Here is a 20,321-nt window from a genome sequence, read left to right as displayed (position 1 = left end):
ATGTTTTCGACAATTAAAAGTCCACTATGTTCCAAACTTATATTGCCCCCTGCTATAAAGTTCACAACATTTGTGAAAACGTTTGCGCAACCTTACAATGAAATTGTACCTTTATTTTAAAATTAATGCAATCGTTTTCACTAATTTTTTTTTGACAGATTTTAGTAGATTTATTTTCTTCTACTTTTCTACTATAATGATTGACATTATAACATGCTTACAGTAGATTATTAATTAATATAAGGGCAATGCTTTGTTTGATACAACAACCCCGTTTACTTAACTGTAAACGGGGTTATTTTAATACAAAAGGAGAGTTAAGATGATTAAAGAAGCGATTTTTCACAGACCAAAAAATAACTTTGCCTATGCATATGACAAGGATACACTGCACATCATGCTGCAAACAAAGAAAGATGACGTTACTTCTGTAGAACTTATATTTGGTGACCCTTATGATTGGGCCAATGACCTATGGCAAACCGATACAAAATCCATGACTAAATCTGGTTCTACTTCTCTTTACGATTACTGGACTATTGCTGTAGAACCGGAATTTCACCGTATGCGCTATGGTTTCAAATGCTCTGATAGTAATGAAACTTTATATTATATGGAGGGGGGATTTTTCACTTCTCTCCCAACTGACATCGCAAACTTTTTCTGTTTCCCGTATGTAAACAATATAGATGTATTTCGAGCACCAGAATGGGTTAAAGATACGGTTTGGTATCAAATTTTCCCAGAACGTTTTGGAAATGGTGATGCTTCCATAAACCCAGAAGGTACATTACCATGGGGAAGCTCCGATCCTACTCCATCCAACTTTTTCGGAGGAGATTTCCAAGGGGTAATCGATCATTTAGACCATCTAGTGGACTTAGGGATAAGTGGTATCTACTTTACACCTATTTTCAAAGCACATTCGAATCATAAATATGACACCATCGATTATATGGAAATTGATCCGCAGTTTGGGGATAAAGAAACATTCCGCAAACTTATTCAAGAGTGCCATAAGCGTGGAATTCGTGTGATGTTAGATGCGGTCTTTAACCATAGTGGGTTCTACTTCCCGCAGTTTCAGGATGTACTAGAGAATCAGGATAAATCGAAGTATAAAAACTGGTTCCATCTATGGGACTTCCCGGTTGTAACAGAACCAAAGCCAAATTATGATACATTTGCCTTCGTTAGTTCCATGCCTAAGCTAAATACGGAAAACGCTGAAGTCAAAGCGTATTTATTAGATGTTGCCCGTTATTGGGTAGAAGAATTTGATATTGATGGTTGGCGTTTAGATGTGGCAAATGAAGTCGATCATGCATTTTGGAGAGACTTCCGTAAAGTGGTCAAAGGAGTTAAACCAGATGCTTATATACTTGGTGAGATTTGGCACGATTCTATGCCATGGTTACAGGGGGATCAATTCGATGCTGTAATGAATTATCCATTCACAAATAGTGCAATCGATTTCCTAGCGAAGAATAGTATATCTGCTCAAGATTTTGCCGATTCCATTGTGAAGGTACTCCATATGTATCCTAAAAATGTGAATGAAGTGGCATTTAACTTATTAGATAGCCATGATACGCCACGAATTTTAACCCTTGCAAATGGAAACCGTGACCGTGTAAAACTTCTGTACCTACTCCAATTAAGTTTTATCGGTGCTCCTTGTATTTATTATGGTGACGAAATTGGAATGGCTGGTGGTCAAGACCCAGGATGCCGTGCATGTATGGAATGGGATGAGACGAAGCAGGATCGAGAACTATTTAATTATATCAAAACGTTATTAAAATGGCGAAAAACGGAACCAGTCTTCGGAAACCACGCGGATATCCGATTTATCCATGCAGATAGTGAAAAGAACTATGTCGTTTATGAAAAATTTAATAAAGATACGCGTTTACAGTTTATTGTAAATAATAGTAATGAGCCACTAGAAATTCTAAGTCAAGAACTTGGGTCAACTTCCGTACAGGAATGGGATGTTGAAAGTGGTCAAAAGAAGGAAGTTACGGTAGGTTCAACAGTACACGTAAGCCCTCTTGGGTTTAGGGTTTTTGAAATTTAATGTAAATGAGGCTGAGACAAAAGTTTTTTAGTCAAACGAATAACCGAATGTAGTGCACCTACGACGCACCGGAAATATACTGCGCTTTCCGCGGGCGGCTGGTGAGCCTCCTCGTGCTAACGCACTTGCGGGGTCTCACCGATGCCTTTCCTCCCGCTGGAGTCTCCGTATATTTCCGGTGCTAGTATGGTGAATCATTCGGCTTTACTTCTGTACAATTTTGTTATGTCCCAGCCTCATTTTTTAGTTTCTATTTTTTATAACTTTTTTACGACTAATTAAAGCAATTAAACCAATAACTAGAATAGACATAACTGCTATCCCCCAGGGCAAGGCATTCATTTGCTTTGTTCCTTCTTCTACTAAATAGATTTCTGATGACTGTTTAGGAATAGAAATTTCATATCCATCTTTTTCCGTGACAATTTTTTCTTTAAGTAATGCTTGTAACTGGATATTTTCTCCTAGTACTTCTTCTGATAATGAAACGGTTTGGTCTGAAGTAGTATTATTAATGGCAGTAATGATTATTTCATCTTCAAACGTTCTTTGAATAATTGCCATACCAGCTTGTTCAAATAATACTTCCATCTCTCCATATGTTAAAGCTCGGTGTGAATTTCTAATCTCACCTAATTTAGAGATATAATCTACTAATTCATGATCCTTAAACTCCATCATTCTACGGTTGTCTGGATCATCACCACCATCTAATGCAATCTCGGTACCGTAATATATAATGGGAATTCCTGGTGCAGAGTACATATAAGTTAATGCTTGCTTTAATTGTGTTAAAGTATCTTGGTCCTTTTCTATCGCAAGCCTTGTGAAACGTTTATTATCATGATTATCTATAAAATTCCCTAATACATATGGATTTTCATAAAGACTAACATTACGTTTCCATATACCACTCATATATTTACCAATCTCTTGATTAGGTTGACTAAATATGCGAGTTGCTTCATTGAAAAATGGGTAATCAACGAAGGAGTCAATTCCCGTTTTAGCATAATCCGCGACATACGATGGATCGCTATGCCACACTTCACCAATCAAAAAGAAATTCTCTTTCACTGACTTTACTTCACTAGCAAACTCTTCCCAAAAATCCTTTGGTACATGTTTTACTGTATCAAGTCGATATCCATCAATATCCGTTTCCTCAATCCACCATTTAGCCATGTCCAGTAAATACTTACGCGTTTCGGGATTTTCTTGAGCTAAATCTGGTAATCCAGCTAGACGTCCATCCTCGACATTTTCTTGATTATCCCAACTAATAATTGGTATATCTTCATGAAACCAATCTTGCTTTTCAGGGTCCTGTATCCAAGGGTGATGATATCCCGTATGATTAACAACTAAATCTAAAATAATTTTTATATCTCTGTCGTGCGCTTCTTGAACTAGGTTTTTAAATTCTTCTAAAGTACCAAAATGCTCCTCTACTTCATAAAAGTCCTCTGTCCAATATCCATGATACCCACCAGGCTCATTTTTTACGATTGGAGTTAACCAAATTGCAGTAAACCCTAATTCTTTAATGTAATCGAGTTTATCTATAATACCTTGGATATCTCCACCATGGTAAGCTTTAGGATCATCTAAGTTTACTTCATAATCGTTTGATGGATCTCCATTATTAAATCGGTCAATCATAATAAAGTATATAATTTCATCCTGCCAGCTTTGTTGTTGTGCTTGAATTGGTACAACTCCAAAACATATTACTAGTAACGCAATGAAAGCGCTTATTATTTTCTTCATTGTAAACCCCCTTGTTGTTTTCTAAACCATTCTAACTTATTAATCTAGTTTTGTGTATATAGTTCTAAAGATAATAAAAAAAGGAATCTGAAATGCCGCAATATACGTGGCATTCCAATTCCTGTATTAATTACTTTCTATTTTCACTTCTGAACGGAATACGATCCTTTCATCCGCCTCCCGAACCCCTTCTACAATTACTACGTTATCTTCAATTTCTGATAAATCTTTCTTTACAATTAGTGTATCTCCTGGTAATGCTTCACTGAGATAATTTACTTCAATCGATTTAATATGGTAGTTATGATGTTCTTCCAACGTAAAGCAATCCAGAATATAGTCGACATATCGTGAATTATTCAAATGACCATTAAAATCTATATCACTATAATTTATCATTTTAGAATAAGCAGTCTCTAGGTTATTAGAAACTTTTATTTTTTCTAATGCAACATCAATTGCTCTTTCTTCAATCGATTCTGGATACTCGAGATTAATTGCTTCACTTCGCTTTAAACGTCGCTTTTTCAAATCCATGATGACCCAAACTGAAACAGCTTTAACAATCACTTCACCAGCTTGATCACGAACAATATAATCACGTTCAAATTCAAGCTTCCCAGGCTTCAGTGGCCAAGTTTCAATCGTAATCTCTTCATCCAGTTTAGGGTGACGAACAATATCAACGCGAATTCGCATTAATACAAAAGCTACCCCATATGTTTCAACTAATTGATTAATTCCTATTCCTAAATTTTCCGATGCCAAATTAGCAATATCCTGAAAATAGCCAAATAGTGCACTTATTCTTAATTCCTTTTGAAAATCAACATCCCTTAAATCAATATGATAGTTCTTTTCATATCGTGTTGTTGGTTGCATTATTATCGCTCTCCTACATATAAATTACATATGAATACAGTAACATAAACCGTTTATAATAACTCATTTTAAAACCTTACTTTCTATCAGAATTTCCTTTAGTCAAAAAAACTGCCTCTCGATTTAGATAATTCTAATCGAAAAGGCAGCTTTGTAAGTTTAGTTTAAGCCTCTCATAAATGCTTTCAATTTAGGAGAGAACAAGTATAGAATTATACCTAAAGCAATAGCAATACCACCAATTACACCGAAGTACATAACTTCTGTCTCGGTAGAGTAGAATTTTACAACTTGTGCATTGATAGCTTGTGCTGAAGAGTTAGATAGATTCCATAAACTCATCATTTGCGCTGCAAAGGCAGCAGGTGCAAGTTTAGTTGATGCAGATAAACCTACTGGAGATAGTAATAATTCACCTAATACAACAAGGAAGAAGCTTAGTACTAACCATAAAGGGCTTACTAAAGATTCTGTACCATTGAAGTATGCAGGGAACATCATAACGATAAAGGATAATCCTGCAAAAATTAAACCAAAGGAGAATTTCTGAGCGACAGATGGTTGCTTGTCCCCTAATTTTGTCCACATGCCAGCAAATAACGGTGCAAGCATAATAATAAATAATGGATTTAGTGATTGGAACCAAGATGCTTTTAATTCAATACCTAAGAAATTTAAATCTGTACGTTCATTAGCATACGTTGCAAGAATGGTAGAGCCTTGTTCCTGAATTGCCCAGAACATCATCGCAGCAACAAATAATGGAATATAAGCTAGTAAACGAGATTTTTCATCAGAGGTTGTTTTTGGACTGCGATACATATAAATAAAGTAAGCAGTTGGGATGATAACCCCAAGAATACTAATAGAGAAAATTACTCGTTCAACTGTTAACCAACCACCACTAATTCCTAACCACCCAACAATTGCTAATATAGCAACTACGGTTAAGGAAATTGACGTTAGCCGTTTTTTTTCTTCGTTCTTCAATGGGTTTGGTACAATAGAACCTGCTAGTCCAAGATATTTCTTACGTGTAACCACATACACGATTAAGCCGGCTAACATCCCTACTGCAGCAACTCCAAAACCTAAGTGGAAGTTTACTCCTTCTCCTAATGTTCCGACAATATAAGGAGCAATAAATGCACCCATGTTAATACCCATGTAATAAATACTAAATCCAGAATCACGACGAGGGTCGGTTTTACTATATAGCTCCCCTACCATACCACCAACGTTTGGTTTAAGTAATCCAGTACCGATAATAATGAATCCCATCGATACAAACAAACCAGGTGCGCCAAATGGTAAGGCAAGAACGATATGACCAATCATAATAAGTACTCCACCGTGGAACACAGTTCGAGCTGTACCTAATATTCTGTCGGCAATCCAACCACCGATAATACCAGACATATAAACTAGCGATCCATAAATCGCCATAATCGAGTTCGCTGTTGTTTGATCAATACCAAGTCCACCATCAGAAACTTCGTAGTACATATAAAATAGTAAAATGGCACGCATTCCATAATAAGAAAAACGTTCCCAAAACTCAGTGAAAAATAGCGTTGATAAACCTTTTGGATGTCCAAAAAATCCTTTTTGTGGTATGGATTTTAGGATGGCATCTCTATCTTGTTTTTTCATGGACGAAAAGCCTCCTGATGTTTTTAAATTTCGTAAATAAACTGAAAACTCTAATGAAGTCGACTTAAACATTTTAGGACATATCGCAACTTGCGTAAAGGGTTTTTAAAGAAGTGAAATAGTTCTAAAAAATAATAAAATGGTGAATCATCTTTATGTAATCGGTTCATCCTTTAGTATTAGTATGTTCTTAATTTTATTGTTTGGTAAAACTTGGGCATTTGGGAAACATTTCAGCAAATGTGAAACGCGTGATTTGAACAAATAAATGTGAGATACTCTAGAAAATGAAAGTAGAAAGGTGTCTTTTAGGTGGACAAAGCGTACTTGAAGCAAGAATTAATTAACAGAGGTTTTACCTATACGGCAGAAAAATTAGATTATTTATTGGAGAGTAACCAATTCAATGAAGACATCTCAGGAATATTAGAGGAATGCATCACACCTAAAAGTGTGCTTTCTGACGATGTCCTTATTTTACATAAACAAATAAGCAATTTACCCGTTGTTCATGAGGAATATAAACCGTTTGTTATACATGATTTACTAACCATTTTGTCTGAAGTTTTTACCCTTTCTGATGAGCAATCTGCTATATATATGGAGGAGGATGAATTAGAAGAAGCCGTTGTACTGTATGCTGAAGCAGTAAAAGGAAATCATGACGCACAACTTCAGCTCGGGCATTTATATCGATTAATTGATCGAGATACCTGGGCATTTCCATGGTTTAAAGCATCTGCTAATCTTGGTAAAAATCCAGAAGCCTTCTATTGGTTAGGGAATTATTATTATATGGGTAAAGTAGTGAAACAGGATTTGGAGAAAACATATTTATGCTATAAAGAGTCTGCTGAATTAGGCTATCCAGATGCGATAAATAATTACGCAGATATGTATTTGCGTGGTGAATATGTAGAAAAGGATAACAGAAAAGCACTTGACCTTTTCATGCAAGCAGCTGAAAAAGGGGTACCTGAAGCGATGTATACATTAGGTTATATGTATGAAAATGGGGTTGGTACTGAGGTTGACATGGATAAGTCCAAAGATTGGTTTAAGAAATCAGCTATAGCGGGTGATGTTTTTGCAGCGAATCGCCTAGGCCATGAGGCAGTGGAAAATGGCAAAGGGGAAGAAGCGATATCATGGTATAAAATGGCCGCTGAACAAGGGGACTCTTACGGTGAATTTAATCTCGGACTCTGTTATGAAAATGGTATAGGTACACTAGTAAATTTGAAAAAAGCAAAGATATGGTATCAAAAAGCAGCATTAAAAGGGGACGAACAGGCTAAGGAGAGATTGAGGGGACTATAGAAATAGCCCCCTTTCTATATTAATTTCAAAATTTCTATGGTTTCTTTGTAATACGAGAAATTGGATAGGTTTCCGTTATTGCCACCTTAATCACCTTTTTAATATCCTAACTATTATAGTTAGTCATCCATTAACTTTTGCATCCCAAATTGATACAAGTCACCAAAAAAGTAATAAGAACCATGTTCCTTATTATCCTTCTTATATAAACTCGTTACTCTTTCTCCAACGGAACCACTATCGGATCTAAATGAAACGGGCCTTTCACAATCTCCATTTCCCCATTTGATGCATCTGAATCCTTCATTTTATATATTTCTGCAATTGGTGTAATAATTAAAGAACTTGCTTCTTTATTAATTGCTGTTGTAACAGATCGTGATGTCATCACGTATGGATTAGTTCCTTGTGCTCCATTCCAGACAACCGTGTATTCATTTCCTAAATCATCTGTAACTTTATAGTTAATGAATACCGATGCCCAGTCTTCATTTCGATAATTTGCTTCTACTATTTCCGTAAAATGAAAGCTGGTCGTAATTGGTGATTTAGAAATACTTTTCAGTCTAACTTCTAGTCCCTCACTACTACTGACTAGATCATCAAATTTTTGTACTTCCCTTTCAATCGCTTTTAATGTTAGTTCAAAATTCCAGCTTCCTTCTACTGGATTTACCATGGAATAAGGTGGATTATCCCTATCAAAAGAGCCAATCTTATGTTTATTCCAATTGAGTTTTATTTTATCAGGATGGTCACCTGCTTTTAATTGAATCATATAGATTCCTGCATACGTATGTTCATCGATCTGTTCTATCAGTTGGCTTGCGCCGGTTGAACCATGATAATTTAGAAGATGATTGTCTTTCGTTAAGGTTTTTAACTCCCAATCTCCCTCCATAAATGGATCCTCACCTAAATCATGTTTTGTTTCCAATGTATAACCAATCGTAATATTTTCTTTATCATAAACTACATCTGTTATCGTCATGCTTACACCATTACTTTCCTGAGTAATACCTACTTGGCTAGCATAATCCTGATAATTATCAAAAATATATTCTTCCTCATTATCCTTAAATAACTCAAATATGTTGCCGATAATTGGTAAATTAGCAGCAAAAGCCGGGTTCGTGATACCTGTTATAGTACCAGCTAAAATTACCATTACTATTGAAATCACTGCAACAGATAATCCTCTTGGTAATTGACATTTCTTTTGCTTTAATACTCTCTGCTTAATCCGTTCTATTTCCTGTTCACTTACCTGCATCGATTCAATACTTTCATCTATTGCAATTCTATTAAATTGGCTATACAGTTTTTTCATGAAACTTACCCCCTATGCCAAAATCTCTTAATTTCTTTTTCCCACGATACAACCGATTATCAACAGCAGCCTTAGATAACCCTAAATAATCGGCGATATCCTGATTACTCTTATCGAGAAAATATTTCATCGTAAAAATATCGCGGTCTATTTGTTCTAATTCGCTCATTAGCTTTAATAGTTCTACAATAGTCTCTTTTGATAGAAACTCTTCTTCAGCCGAGTGAACAGTGGAATCCTCTTCATTAATTTCTGAAGTAAGCGGAACCCGAGAGATTTTTCTCACTTTATCTATCGTTTTAAATTTAGCAATCGTACAAAGCCATTTTTGAAAATCCTCTGTCTCCCCCTTAAATTGTCTAGCATTTTCAAAAGCTCCTAGAAACGTATCACTAATACATTCTTCTATTAAATGCTGATCCTTGCTTATCTTAAAGTTTTTATATACTACTGCTTTTACGATACCAATATAGGTGTCAATCACATATTCTAAGGCAGCTTCTTTTCCTCTTTTAAACTGTTTAATAAAATTTTCATTAGTAATTTTCATCTTTTTAACTCCTTTGTTAATAAAGGCCCTTACAATATATACATCGTCATCTTTTCTAAATGTTCTCAAATTTTCGGAGGATTTTCCAAACTATTTTTTCTCTTAATTAGGAAACTTATATAAGATATTAACTTGACTTCCAAACCTAGTAGTATTACTATTAACTTGTACTTAATGACCGAAATGTTCATTTGGTCAACCCAGGTGGTGATAAGGTGGAAATCGATCGGAAGAAGAAAATCGTAATAGCTGCAGAAAAATCCTTTGCTTTATTCGGCTATAAGGCAACAACAATGGAGCAGATTGCAAAGCTAGCGAATGTTGGCAAAGGAACGATTTATACATTTTTCAAAAACAAAGAAGAGCTTCTTCAATTCATAATGGAAGACTTGATTCAGGAAATGAAGAAAGCAGCGGAAGAAACGTTTGAAGAAAATCTTACCTTTCAAGAATATGTACATCGAGCAATATATAAAATGCTCGAGTTTCGTTTAGAGCATCAACTTGCAATTAAGCTGTTTGAGGAAGGTAAATTTGGAACACCAGAAGTTGTGGATGCCTTAAAGTTCTTCGAAGATGCAATAGTGAATTACATTGGTCATATTATTGAAGAAGCTATTGAAAAAGAGTACATTCATCCGTGTGATCCAAAGATTACAGCATTTATCATTTTGAAAATGTATATTGCATTGATCTTTGACTGGGAACGAAATAACCCTTCTCTTTCTAAAGATGAAATTGCCAAGATGCTTAAGTTGTATATATTCGAAGGCTTATCCAAAAAATAGCGAAAAACTTCTCATTTTAATCGGATTTAAACATGATGGATTGTCACATTGTGATAGTCCTCTTATTTTTCCTTTTCATGACCAATTGACCAATATGGTCATTATTTTTAACAGGAGGTAAAAAGTTATGAATGGTATGAAATTATTCGGAAGAGAATTACAACGAATTAGTAAGGATAAAAAACTTCTTATTCCGATAATCGCGATTTTATTTATTCCCTTAATATACGCCGTTATGTTTCTATGGTCTTTCCTAGATCCTTACGCGAAAATGGATGAACTTCCTGTAGCAGTAGTCAATCTTGATGAAGGCGCTGTATTCGAAGGGAAAAGTTTGCATATCGGGGATGACTTAGTGGAGAATTTGAAGGAAAGTAATGCCTTTAATTTCCATTTCATTTCAGAAAAAGAAGCTCAACAAGGATTAGATGATCTTACCTATTATATGATTATTGAAATTCCTAACAATTTCTCAGAAAACGCAACAACATTACTAAAAGAACATCCAAACAAGCTTCAACTAAAATATTTTCCAAATGACAGCTATAATTTTCTAGCTAGCCAAATTGGAGAAACAGCAGTTAGTAAAATTCAAGCAACGATGGCTAGTGAAGTTTCTAAAACATATGCTGAAACAATTTTTACTACTATCTCAAATATGGGAGATGGTTTAAAACAAGCTAGTGATGGTTCTGAACAATTAGCAAATGGAACTGTGGATATACACGAAGGTTCTGTAGAGTTAAAAGAGAATCTACAATTGTTAGCTTCAAAATCAATTGATTTTCAAAACGGGCTTAGTACAGCACAATCTGGAACTAGCGAACTTGCTATTGGTTCAAAAGAACTGGCAACCGGTTTAGGTCAATTAGCTGATGCAGGTGGAAAACTGTTAAATGGGACAGAAGAAATTCATAACGGAACTGACACCCTTACTTCTGGTATATCAGAAGCAGCAAATGGCATCAATTCATTGGATGAGAAAATTCCTAGTTTACTTGCTGGAACTACGAAAGTATATGATGGTCTAAAGCAGTTTCAAACTTCCCTACCGAAAGAACTTGCTGCTAATATAAGTGAGCAGCTAGCTGGTGGTTCTGAAGAAATGAATACTGGTATTGATCAATTAAACGCTACAATTAATGAAGGGTTAAATGAACAACTTGCTCCACAATTAACAGAACAATTATCTAACGGTGCTGCTGAACAAATTGCAGAAAACATGATTGAAAGCGAACAAGCGCAAATCGAACAATTAGACCAGTTGCTGACTACTTATGGAGTGGCAGAAAAGGATGCTATATTAGCAGATTTTGCAAAGAACGCGCCATCAAAACAAGAAGTAGAAAATCAGCTTTATCAATCCTTAAAGCCAAGCTTTGCAACTGGAATTCAAGCTGGCGTTGATAAGTCCATTAATAATATTGATGATGGTTTTAATCAATACCAAAATAGCCTTAGCGAACAGCTTACTGCAAGCAACATAAAAAAACAAATTGCTGATGCCGTGAATCCAGTATTTGATGAGCTTACTGGCGGATTATCTACCGTACAACAAGGACAATCCAATGTTCAAGAAGGCATTCATCAATTAGCAACTGGTTTAAGCCAGTTACAATCTGGAGCGATTCGTTTAAGTGAAGGTGAAAAAGAATGGTCTGATAATATGGCGTTATTCACCAAAAAGCTAGCGGATGCCGAAACCGGAGCTGTCCAACTTGATGATGGTTCTAGTCAATTGCTTTACGGTATGAATCAGTTAATTGACGGTGCATCACAATTTAGCGATGGTACAGAGCAATTAACAGAAGGATCAGTTAAGCTTGCTGATGGAACGTCCGAACTACAAAGTGGTTCAACTGAACTTTATACCAAACTTCATGACGCTTCAGAACAAGTTGGAGATCTTGATGTCAATGAAGAAACGTATGATATGATGGCTAGTCCTGTTTCATTAGATATCCATCATGTCAATAAAGTAGACAACTATGGTACAGGATTTGCACCTTACTTTATTTCATTAGGGTTATTTGTTGGGGCATTACTACTTACGATTATTTTCCCATTAAAAGACACAGCCGGTATTCCAAAATCAGGATTAAGCTGGTTTATGAGTAAGTTTAGTGTTATGGCAACGGTCGGGATAATCCAAGCAGTTCTTACCGATTTACTCATTTTATATGGTTTAAATATTCATGTTCAAAATATTCCATTGTTCTTCCTATTTTCAATTATTACGAGTCTAACATTTGTTACATTAATTCAACTTTTAGTAACAGTCGGGAATAACCCTGGGCGATTTGTAGCGATCATCATTTTAATTTTACAGTTAACAAGTAGTGCAGGAACATTTCCACTAGAAGTTATTCCAAAAGCCGTACAATGGTTTAATCCTTTATTACCGATGACATATTCCGTTCAAGGATTTAAAGCGATAATTTCCAGTGGTGATTATGGATTTATGTGGCATAATGTTGGTATTCTATTTCTCTATATTATCGCTGCTATTATCATTACTGCTTGCTATTTTGTTTGGCAGCATAAGAAACAATTTAGCTCGAAATCAGAAGTAACAGAACAAGTTATTGCATAATATATACGCATGGATAATGGCTTTTGCCTTATTCATGCGTTTCTTTATATTTCATTAATACAGCGCTTTCCTTAGATTGCATTTCTTATCAAGTATAATAGGATACTTATGGTAAAGTATAAGGATAATATTAAAGAAGGTGATACGAATGACATCTAAACAAATTCCGAATAAATTAAGCGAAGAAAAATCACCATACCTGCTCCAGCACGCCTACAACCCAGTCAACTGGTATCCTTGGGGAGAAGAAGCGTTTGTAAAAGCAAAACAAGAAAACAAACCAATCTTCCTCTCTATCGGCTACAGCACTTGTCATTGGTGCCATGTTATGGCTCACGAATCATTCGAGGATGAAGAAGTTGCTAACATGTTAAACGAGCACTATATCTCCATTAAGGTCGATCGTGAGGAGCGTCCTGATGTAGATTCAATCTATATGAAAGTTTGTCAAATGATGGCTGGTCATGGTGGGTGGCCACTTACTATTTTTATGACACCAGATAAGATCCCATTTTACGCGGGTACATATTTTCCAAAAGAAAGTAAATACGGAAGACCTGGCTTGGTAGAAGCTTTGGAACAACTGCATATTAAATATAGTACTGACCCGGAGCACATTTCAGAAGTAACGGATAGTGTGAAGCAAGCTTTAGACAGTACGACACGTCAAAAAAGCACGCACCGATTAACAAAGGAAATAACCGATCAAGCTTTCCAGCAGTTGGGACGGGGCTATGATTTTACCTATGGCGGTTTTTGGGAAGCACCGAAGTTTCCACAGCCTCAGAATGTTATGTTTTTACTACGTTATTATCATTTTACTGGGAAAACAGCTGCCCTAAAAATGGTGGAAAGCACATTACAAAACATGGCTGCTGGTGGAATCTGGGATCATATAGGCTTTGGTTTTGCTAGATATTCAACCGACGAAAAATGGTTAATTCCCCATTTTGAAAAAATGCTATACGATAACGCCCTATTACTAATTGCATATACAGAATGTTATCAAGTAACAAAGAACCCTTTCTATAAAAAGATTGCTGTGCAGATTATTGAATTTGTGAAGCGTGAAATGATGAGTGAGGAAGGTGCTTTTTATTCTGCAATTGATGCCGATTCAGAGGGTGTTGAGGGGAAATATTATGTTTGGGAAGATGAAGAGATTTTTGATATTTTAGGAGAAGAACTTGGTGATATTTACACGACGGCTTACGGTATCACCCCTTATGGTAACTTTGAAGGGAAGAATATTCCTAATCTCATTCGCTCGAGTTTAGAAAGTGTTGCTGATGAATTCGATTTAACCATAGAAGAACTAGAGGTTCAATTGGACGAAGCAAGACAAAAGCTTCTCACCGAACGAGAGAAACGAGTCTATCCACATGTAGACGATAAAGTATTGACCTCATGGAATGCAATGATGATTGCTGGTTTAGCTAAAGCTAGTAAAGTTTTTCATAACAAGGACTATCTATCAATGGCTCAAAAAGCGATAGCTTTTGTTGAGGAGAAACTTGTTAAAGATGGAACACTCATGGCACGTTATCGTGATGGAGAGACCAAATATGATGCTTATCTCGACGACTATGCCTATTTAGTCTGGTCTTATTTGGAGTTGTATCAAGCAGAATTTAATTTAGAATACTTGTCCAAAGCAAAAGATCAACTGGAAGCGATGATAGAATTGTTTGGCGACGAGGAACATGGTGGATTCTTCTTCAGTGGTAAAAATAATGAACGGCTAATATCAAATGACAAAGAAATTTATGACGGGGCAACACCGTCTGGAAATAGTATTGCAGCCTATGTACTTGTTCAGATGGCTAACTTAACTGGTGAAACTCGATATTTAGATAAAGTAGAAGAAATGTACGCCACTTTTTATGAAGATATGAATAAACAAGCATCTGCAGGCGTGTTCTTTCTTCAAAGTATCCTGCTGACAGAGAACCCGACAAAAGAAGTGGTAGTCCTCGGGCAATCTGAGCCTTCCAAGGCTGAAGTATTAAATAAGTTGCAGAATAGTTTTATACCGGACATCGCATTATTAGTCGCCAACAGCCCAGAGCAGTTAAAGAATGTTGCCCCATTTGTAGTGGACTATAAAATAATCGATGGTCAAACAACTATTTATGTATGTGAAAATTTTGCTTGCCAGCAGCCTACAACGGATGTAGATACAGCACTTGCAAATATTTTAAGGATAAAATAAGAGGCTGAGACAAAAGTTTTTTAGTCAAACGAATAACCGAATGTAGTGCACCTACGACGCACCGGAAATATACTGCGCTTTCACTTCCAGCACAAGTGCGACATCTGCTCGAAAAGACCTCGCTGTGTCTTCTTTGCACCTCACAGTACAAGTGCGACATCAGCTCGAAAGAACCTCGCTGTGTCTTCTTTGCCGAGGGCGGCTGGTGAGCCAGGCTGCTACTTGAATAATCTTCTCTGTAGCCTTGCACCGAGGAAACCTGCTGCGTAGCATTACTAGCAGACGCAGGTGCATACTCGGGGTCTCACCGATGCCTTTCCTCCCGCTGGAGTCTCCGTATATTTCCGGTGCTAGTATGGTGAATCATTCGGCTTTACTTTTGTACAATTTTGTTATGTCCCAACCTCTTTCATTAACTTAAGGAAGTAGTATCCCTAGTATCTTCTTCAATAAGCCATCTGTCTTTGGATCTAATAGTTCACCGGTAACCGGATCTAATACGTGTTTCACGACCTCGCCTGTTTCTGGGTGAACTATCCTACCAGTTAACGGCATCACTATCGGTTCAATTACTTCTTCCGTAATTGGATCTAATAATTCATTCGTAACAGGGTCTAACACTAAAACAATCACCTGCCCAGTAACTGGATCAATAAGTTTTCCTGTTACTGGGTCAAGTATTGGGTCTAACACTTCCTCTTTTATCGGGGCTACTACCTTTTCTTTTACAGGATTCAATATATTTTCTTCTACGTTATCCAATATCGGATTTAAAACATCTTCCTGTACTGGGTCAAGAACATTTTCTTGCACCGGATCTAGTACTGGATCTAATATTTCGTCCTGTACTGTATCCAACATACCATCCTCAGTATCTTCATTTAGACCAAGCTGTTCTAGCAACGTTTTTAATCGATTTGCCTCTTCAATAAGATTCTGCTCCTCAACTTCTAATTCCTCAGCATCACTACTCAGCTTTTCAAAAATTTCCTTCTGATCATCCAGTCGTTCTTTCAGTACATTAAGGCTTGATTTTAATCCATTGATGCTTTCTTCATTTTCATTTGACTCTTTTAGAACTGCTAACTCATATGCAATCTCTTCTCCTTCTTTTTGCCGCTCAGCAAGCTGGATTATCTGTGAAAAAACACCAAATTGCTTCTCCAATTTTATCTGTTCTTTATTCTGATTTTCGTAATCTGTTAATTTTTCCTCAATCTTTGGTATGGAAGCTTCCATTTCTTTTATGACGATTTCGCTATCTGCTAATGAGTCTATTGAAGTTGCCAATTTGGTTTCCACATAATCTAACGCAGCAGTTAGATTGTTATAGTCTGGAAGGATTTTATCAAGACCAAGTTTACTAGTGATCGAATCTTCTATTTCTACCAAAAGCTCCTCCAACTTCCCAACATAATCTTGATTTACTAACTCATTCAAGATATCTGCGGTACCTGCTAATAGTTTTTTTAATCGTTCTAAATTTACTTCCTGTTCTTCAATTAGCTCTATTATCTCTTCAAGCTTTCCTTCATCATCTTTGCCATGTAGAAGTTCTTCTAGTTCCTCAATACTAAGTAGAGGATTATATTCTGGAAGTGAGCCACATTCACTGAGATAACACGTATGAATACTAGCATTTGCTAATGAGATATTTTCGACAAATTGCTCCTCAACATTCATCACGACATTTTCCATACAAACCCAGCCTAATTGACCTGGCTCACATAATCCTCCAATGTTTGGTAACTCATTATTAACCGTTTGAGCATTTAAGTTCTTAACTGGAATCGGTCCTGGTGCTGTAATTTTAACTACCAGTGGTTCATGACCTTCTCCACGCTCTAACACTTTCACTATGGTCAGACCGTGTATTTCTCCTTCCCAAATGGTAATATTTCCTGTTAATGCACCAACTAAATCCATTGAACCGTCTACTTTAGCAGATTCAATAATAAAGCCACCACTATTTTCTACTGCACTCCCTTTATTATTAGCAAAAACTTGGCTAATTGGTGAAAAAACAAGACTAACCAATAATAGGGGAATCAAACTGAAATAAAAAACTTTCCTATGCTTCCGTTTTATTTTCATTTGAATTCTCCTTGCTACTGAAAGCTCTCCTCTAAACAGCTTCATATACTTCAGCCGCTTTTTCTTGCTTCCTATTTCTTTCCCACGTATCCAAATCTATCTCTTCCTTATCCCAAGCAATGTTCATAGCACCGGCAACTATTCCGATGAGCGTACCGATTAAAAATCCACCTAATGCTCCCATTATCGATAATACCGATAAAAAAATCGTGGCTATCCCAAAGAAAGTAGAAAGCTGTGGGTAGAGAAATTCACAAATTCCAATAATCAATACTAGTCCGCCAAAAATAAAACCAACAAATACTAAGCTACCTGGAATAAATGCTATTGCATATAGCTGTAATGGAATGTAAAGTATCATAAGACCAGCAAGTATCGTTAATGTTGCCCCCCAAAATGGTCGTCTACTTCTCCACTGCTTAAATTTGCTTCCCTCTATTACTTTTGCGAACTTTTTCTCTTGTTTCTCCTGTTTTTTAAGCTCCTTTTTTTCTTTTCGGCTCATCGCTATCCCCTTCCTCTTAAGCCCTGAGGATTACTTTTCACTACTAGGAAATGTTGTCATATCTGGCCCTTCAATTCGTTCAGCAGATATTTTTGCCCCTTCTAGACTAACTACGGTTTGGAATAAGTAATCCGTTACGATTTTTGCATCTTTAATATTGATTGTTAATGCATTTTGTGACCAGTTTTTCGAGAATTCTGCTGTGTTCTTTTCCTCAATTTCCAAATTATCAAAGCTTAAATCTGCTTCAATTAGTCTTGCATCATGGATCAATCCTGTAATATTCGTGGGTCCTGTTGAATGAATATGGAATCTTACCCACCCGATCCCTGGCAGTTCTAAGTCTTTATATATATGCAAGTTCGTTATAACCACTTTATCCATCTTATTCCGGACCATTGGCTCTGCATTTGAATTTCCTGTCTCCCCTACATGCGGTAATAATTGAAACTCTGTTCCATTTAATTCATCGAACTCAACATAGAAATCCCCTATTCCACCCAAAGGTAAAGCAAATGCCGTTCCAGTAAATCCAAATCCCGCTATCAATCCACCGAATGCTAAAAATCCTGACACCAAAGCAATCAAAAACCTCTTTTTCTTCGTTTTTCCAACTACAATTTTTTCTTCCCTTTTCAAAAAATTCACCTCATTTTTTCATTTATAGCAATCTAGAAATTCCAAACAGAAAAGCTTCGTCCCTTATGAACACCTCCCCGGCCAACCTGATAACGCTTACAATACATCTCAAAAAAATAGCGATTGAAGTTTTTATTGCTTTTATTTTAATTCAGAATTTTTAGATTTAGTACCCTACAATCATAGGCAATTTATATATGAATAAAAGTATTTATACCCGTTCTTTCACAATATTCAACCTATTTTACTCGTAAATACCCTTAAAATGAGTAAATACACCGAATCATTATAATACAGACAACTATATATATATAGGATAAAACGCAATATTAACGAATACTTATAAGGGAAAGGAGTGAATAAAATGTCCTATACATTACAAGAACAAATGAATAATATTTTTAAAAATGGTTTAACATTAATCCAAAATCATAAAGAAGAAATTATTGAGGAGTGGAATACAGTTACTGCAAGGCTTAATCTATCTAGAGACAGATTACCGAAAAACATTGAAGAGACTATTCACTATTTTTCAAAGAGACTCTTTTCCTCTCCAGAAAAAAACAAAACAAAATCATTAACAGTTTCATTCCAAACAAATAAATTTATTATTACATTATTAGAAAATGCGGTTCATAAAGTAATTCAACAGAATGAGGAGTTTTCTCACAAACATCATCAAGCAATCCAATATGTCTTTATCAAATTGAGTGAGGAAGTACTTGCTCAACCATACCAGCAATATTTTGCCATTGATTCTTTCCTACAAAATCTAGTTTCATCAAATCAATTGCCAATTATTTGGACTGCTATTGCCGTAAAACGAAATCACCAATTTGTTGCTGAGAAGTGGTTTAATCATTTAAGCCCGGATTTACTGCATGGTAATGACCATGTAAAATCAAATACGATTTACGGTTTATCTGAACTTTTGCTTGACCAAATGTCAGCTGAGGAAAGACTTAAATATACGGTTTTCCCTGTACCATATGAGGATATTACCATTCTTATTTGTGTCCAAAAAGAGGACGGTACCCATGTCGTACCGTTTGTTTCCTATGCGTTACAAGTTTTCCAAAATGGGAAAGAATCGTTTAGTGTGACAAAACAAGATCAACAATGGAAAGACTCTGTGATTATGTTTAATGAAACTATCCTTCGCTCCCGTAATTATCCTGAAGCAGTGGAAAACATTACTGCCGGGTTTGTAAACTATTTACCATTTGAAAGATGTGCACTATTCTCTTACTCCATGGATAAACAGATGGGCATTGGTTTATTTGGGCATCACTTAGATAATAGTGCGATTCAAAACATTACCGAAGATATTAGTAATTTACCAATCATCCAAAACAATCTCCAGATTCTAGAACTATTCGGAAAAAGTCTAGACTACCTTCAACCAATTTACATAAAAAATGCCGAAGTAGGATTTCCAAGCCATTATATAAAACAATTTAATTTACGCTCTGTCATCATTGCACCTATCTTTTTAGCTTCCAACAATAAGCTATTAGGTGCTGCTATACTTGACCAAGGCCCCAGTAAATACTTTAAAGTCGGCCAAGAAACCTTTACTGCATTAATCAAGTTTGGACAAAGCGCAGGAGAGATTCTAGCTAAATTTTCATCTCAAGAAGAAAAACCACCTACTGAGGAAATTAACCTCACACCAAGAGAAATTGAAGTTTTACATTTAATGGCTGAGGGATACTCTACAACCGAAGCTGCCAGTTTCTTAAATTTAAGTGAATATACGGTTCGCGACTACGTCTCTGCGATTATGCAAAAAATGGATGCTAGAAACCGAACGGAAGCAGTCGCTCGTGCATTACGAGAAGGGCTGATAGAATGAAATAAGGAGCTTCTAGGAGCTCCTTATTTTGGTTGATATTTCGTAAAAAC

Annotated in this window: 14 protein-coding genes; 6 read left to right on the top strand and 8 right to left on the bottom strand. The window is 36.1% G+C overall.

Going from position 1 to position 20,321, the window contains the following annotated elements:
* Positions 1–322: 322 nt before the first annotated feature.
* On the top strand, positions 323–2,080 hold the full coding sequence (locus tag AB1K81_RS13030; protein ID WP_412977087.1) for a glycoside hydrolase family 13 protein: 1,758 nt from the start codon (positions 323–325) through the stop codon (positions 2,078–2,080).
* 243 nt (positions 2,081–2,323) lie between these two features.
* Here the strand turns inward: AB1K81_RS13030 and AB1K81_RS13025 are convergent, their stop codons facing one another.
* The 3 genes from AB1K81_RS13025 to AB1K81_RS13015 all read right to left on the bottom strand — a co-directional run bounded on the left by AB1K81_RS13025 (position 2,324) and on the right by AB1K81_RS13015 (position 6,385).
* Positions 2,324–3,850 (bottom strand): alpha-amylase family glycosyl hydrolase, encoded by a 1,527-nt coding sequence (locus AB1K81_RS13025; RefSeq protein ID WP_412977086.1) that lies wholly within the window; start codon positions 3,848–3,850, stop codon positions 2,324–2,326.
* Between the two features lie 126 nt (positions 3,851–3,976).
* On the bottom strand, positions 3,977–4,732 hold the full coding sequence (locus AB1K81_RS13020) for an acyl-[acyl-carrier-protein] thioesterase (RefSeq protein ID WP_412977085.1): 756 nt from the start codon (positions 4,730–4,732) through the stop codon (positions 3,977–3,979).
* Between the two features lie 159 nt (positions 4,733–4,891).
* Entirely contained in the window at positions 4,892–6,385 is a 1,494-nt protein-coding gene (locus tag AB1K81_RS13015; RefSeq protein WP_412977084.1) for a peptide MFS transporter, read from the bottom strand.
* Positions 6,386–6,697: 312 nt separating this feature from the next.
* On the opposite strand from AB1K81_RS13015, the gene AB1K81_RS13010 reads away from it, so the two are divergent.
* Positions 6,698–7,705, top strand: coding sequence for a tetratricopeptide repeat protein (locus tag AB1K81_RS13010; RefSeq protein WP_412977083.1), 1,008 nt, complete (start codon positions 6,698–6,700; stop codon positions 7,703–7,705).
* 214 nt (positions 7,706–7,919) lie between these two features.
* Here the strand turns inward: AB1K81_RS13010 and AB1K81_RS13005 are convergent, their stop codons facing one another.
* Both AB1K81_RS13005 and AB1K81_RS13000 read right to left on the bottom strand, forming a co-directional pair.
* Positions 7,920–9,035 carry a DUF4179 domain-containing protein gene (locus AB1K81_RS13005; RefSeq protein ID WP_412977082.1) on the bottom strand — a complete coding sequence of 372 codons (1,116 nt, stop codon included), beginning with the start codon at positions 9,033–9,035 and terminating at the stop codon, positions 7,920–7,922.
* Positions 9,019–9,585, bottom strand: a complete 567-nt coding sequence (locus tag AB1K81_RS13000; protein ID WP_412977081.1) for a sigma-70 family RNA polymerase sigma factor — start codon at positions 9,583–9,585, stop codon at positions 9,019–9,021. Before AB1K81_RS13000 ends, AB1K81_RS13005 begins: the two co-directional genes overlap by 17 nt.
* A 215-nt stretch (positions 9,586–9,800) precedes the next feature.
* Here AB1K81_RS13000 and AB1K81_RS12995 point away from each other — a divergent pair, with 215 nt between their 5' ends.
* From AB1K81_RS12995 to AB1K81_RS12985, 3 genes are all read left to right on the top strand, one after another.
* Positions 9,801–10,373: a TetR/AcrR family transcriptional regulator gene (locus AB1K81_RS12995; RefSeq protein WP_412977080.1), complete on the top strand. Its 573-nt coding sequence runs from the start codon at positions 9,801–9,803 to the stop codon at positions 10,371–10,373.
* Between the two features lie 127 nt (positions 10,374–10,500).
* Positions 10,501–12,966, top strand: a complete 2,466-nt coding sequence (locus AB1K81_RS12990) for a YhgE/Pip family protein (RefSeq protein WP_412977079.1) — start codon at positions 10,501–10,503, stop codon at positions 12,964–12,966.
* 148 nt (positions 12,967–13,114) lie between these two features.
* Positions 13,115–15,178 carry a thioredoxin domain-containing protein gene (locus AB1K81_RS12985; protein ID WP_412977078.1) on the top strand — a complete coding sequence of 688 codons (2,064 nt, stop codon included), beginning with the start codon at positions 13,115–13,117 and terminating at the stop codon, positions 15,176–15,178.
* A gap of 417 nt (positions 15,179–15,595) precedes the next feature.
* Here the strand turns inward: AB1K81_RS12985 and AB1K81_RS12980 are convergent, their stop codons facing one another.
* Genes AB1K81_RS12980 through AB1K81_RS12970 form a run of 3 tightly spaced genes read right to left on the bottom strand, consistent with a single transcriptional unit; the run spans position 15,596 to position 18,416 of the window.
* A complete protein-coding gene (locus AB1K81_RS12980) occupies positions 15,596–17,272 on the bottom strand; it encodes a hypothetical protein (protein WP_412977077.1) in 1,677 nt (558 codons plus the stop codon).
* 31 nt (positions 17,273–17,303) lie between these two features.
* Complete coding sequence (locus tag AB1K81_RS12975) at positions 17,304–17,777, bottom strand: DUF6114 domain-containing protein (protein WP_412977076.1); 474 nt, start codon at positions 17,775–17,777, stop codon at positions 17,304–17,306.
* A gap of 30 nt (positions 17,778–17,807) precedes the next feature.
* Positions 17,808–18,416, bottom strand: coding sequence for a DUF6230 family protein (locus AB1K81_RS12970; protein ID WP_412977075.1), 609 nt, complete (start codon positions 18,414–18,416; stop codon positions 17,808–17,810).
* 364 nt (positions 18,417–18,780) lie between these two features.
* Here AB1K81_RS12970 and AB1K81_RS12965 point away from each other — a divergent pair, with 364 nt between their 5' ends.
* Positions 18,781–20,271 (top strand): response regulator transcription factor, encoded by a 1,491-nt coding sequence (locus tag AB1K81_RS12965; RefSeq protein WP_412977074.1) that lies wholly within the window; start codon positions 18,781–18,783, stop codon positions 20,269–20,271.
* The last annotated feature ends 50 nt before the right edge of the window (positions 20,272–20,321 follow it).

This window comes from Ornithinibacillus jepli (assembly GCF_047228935.1).
Classification (GTDB): domain Bacteria; phylum Bacillota; class Bacilli; order Bacillales; family Amphibacillaceae; genus Ornithinibacillus.
Note: the sequence above shows the minus strand (reverse complement) of the source record. Positions and strands in the feature narration are given on the sequence as shown.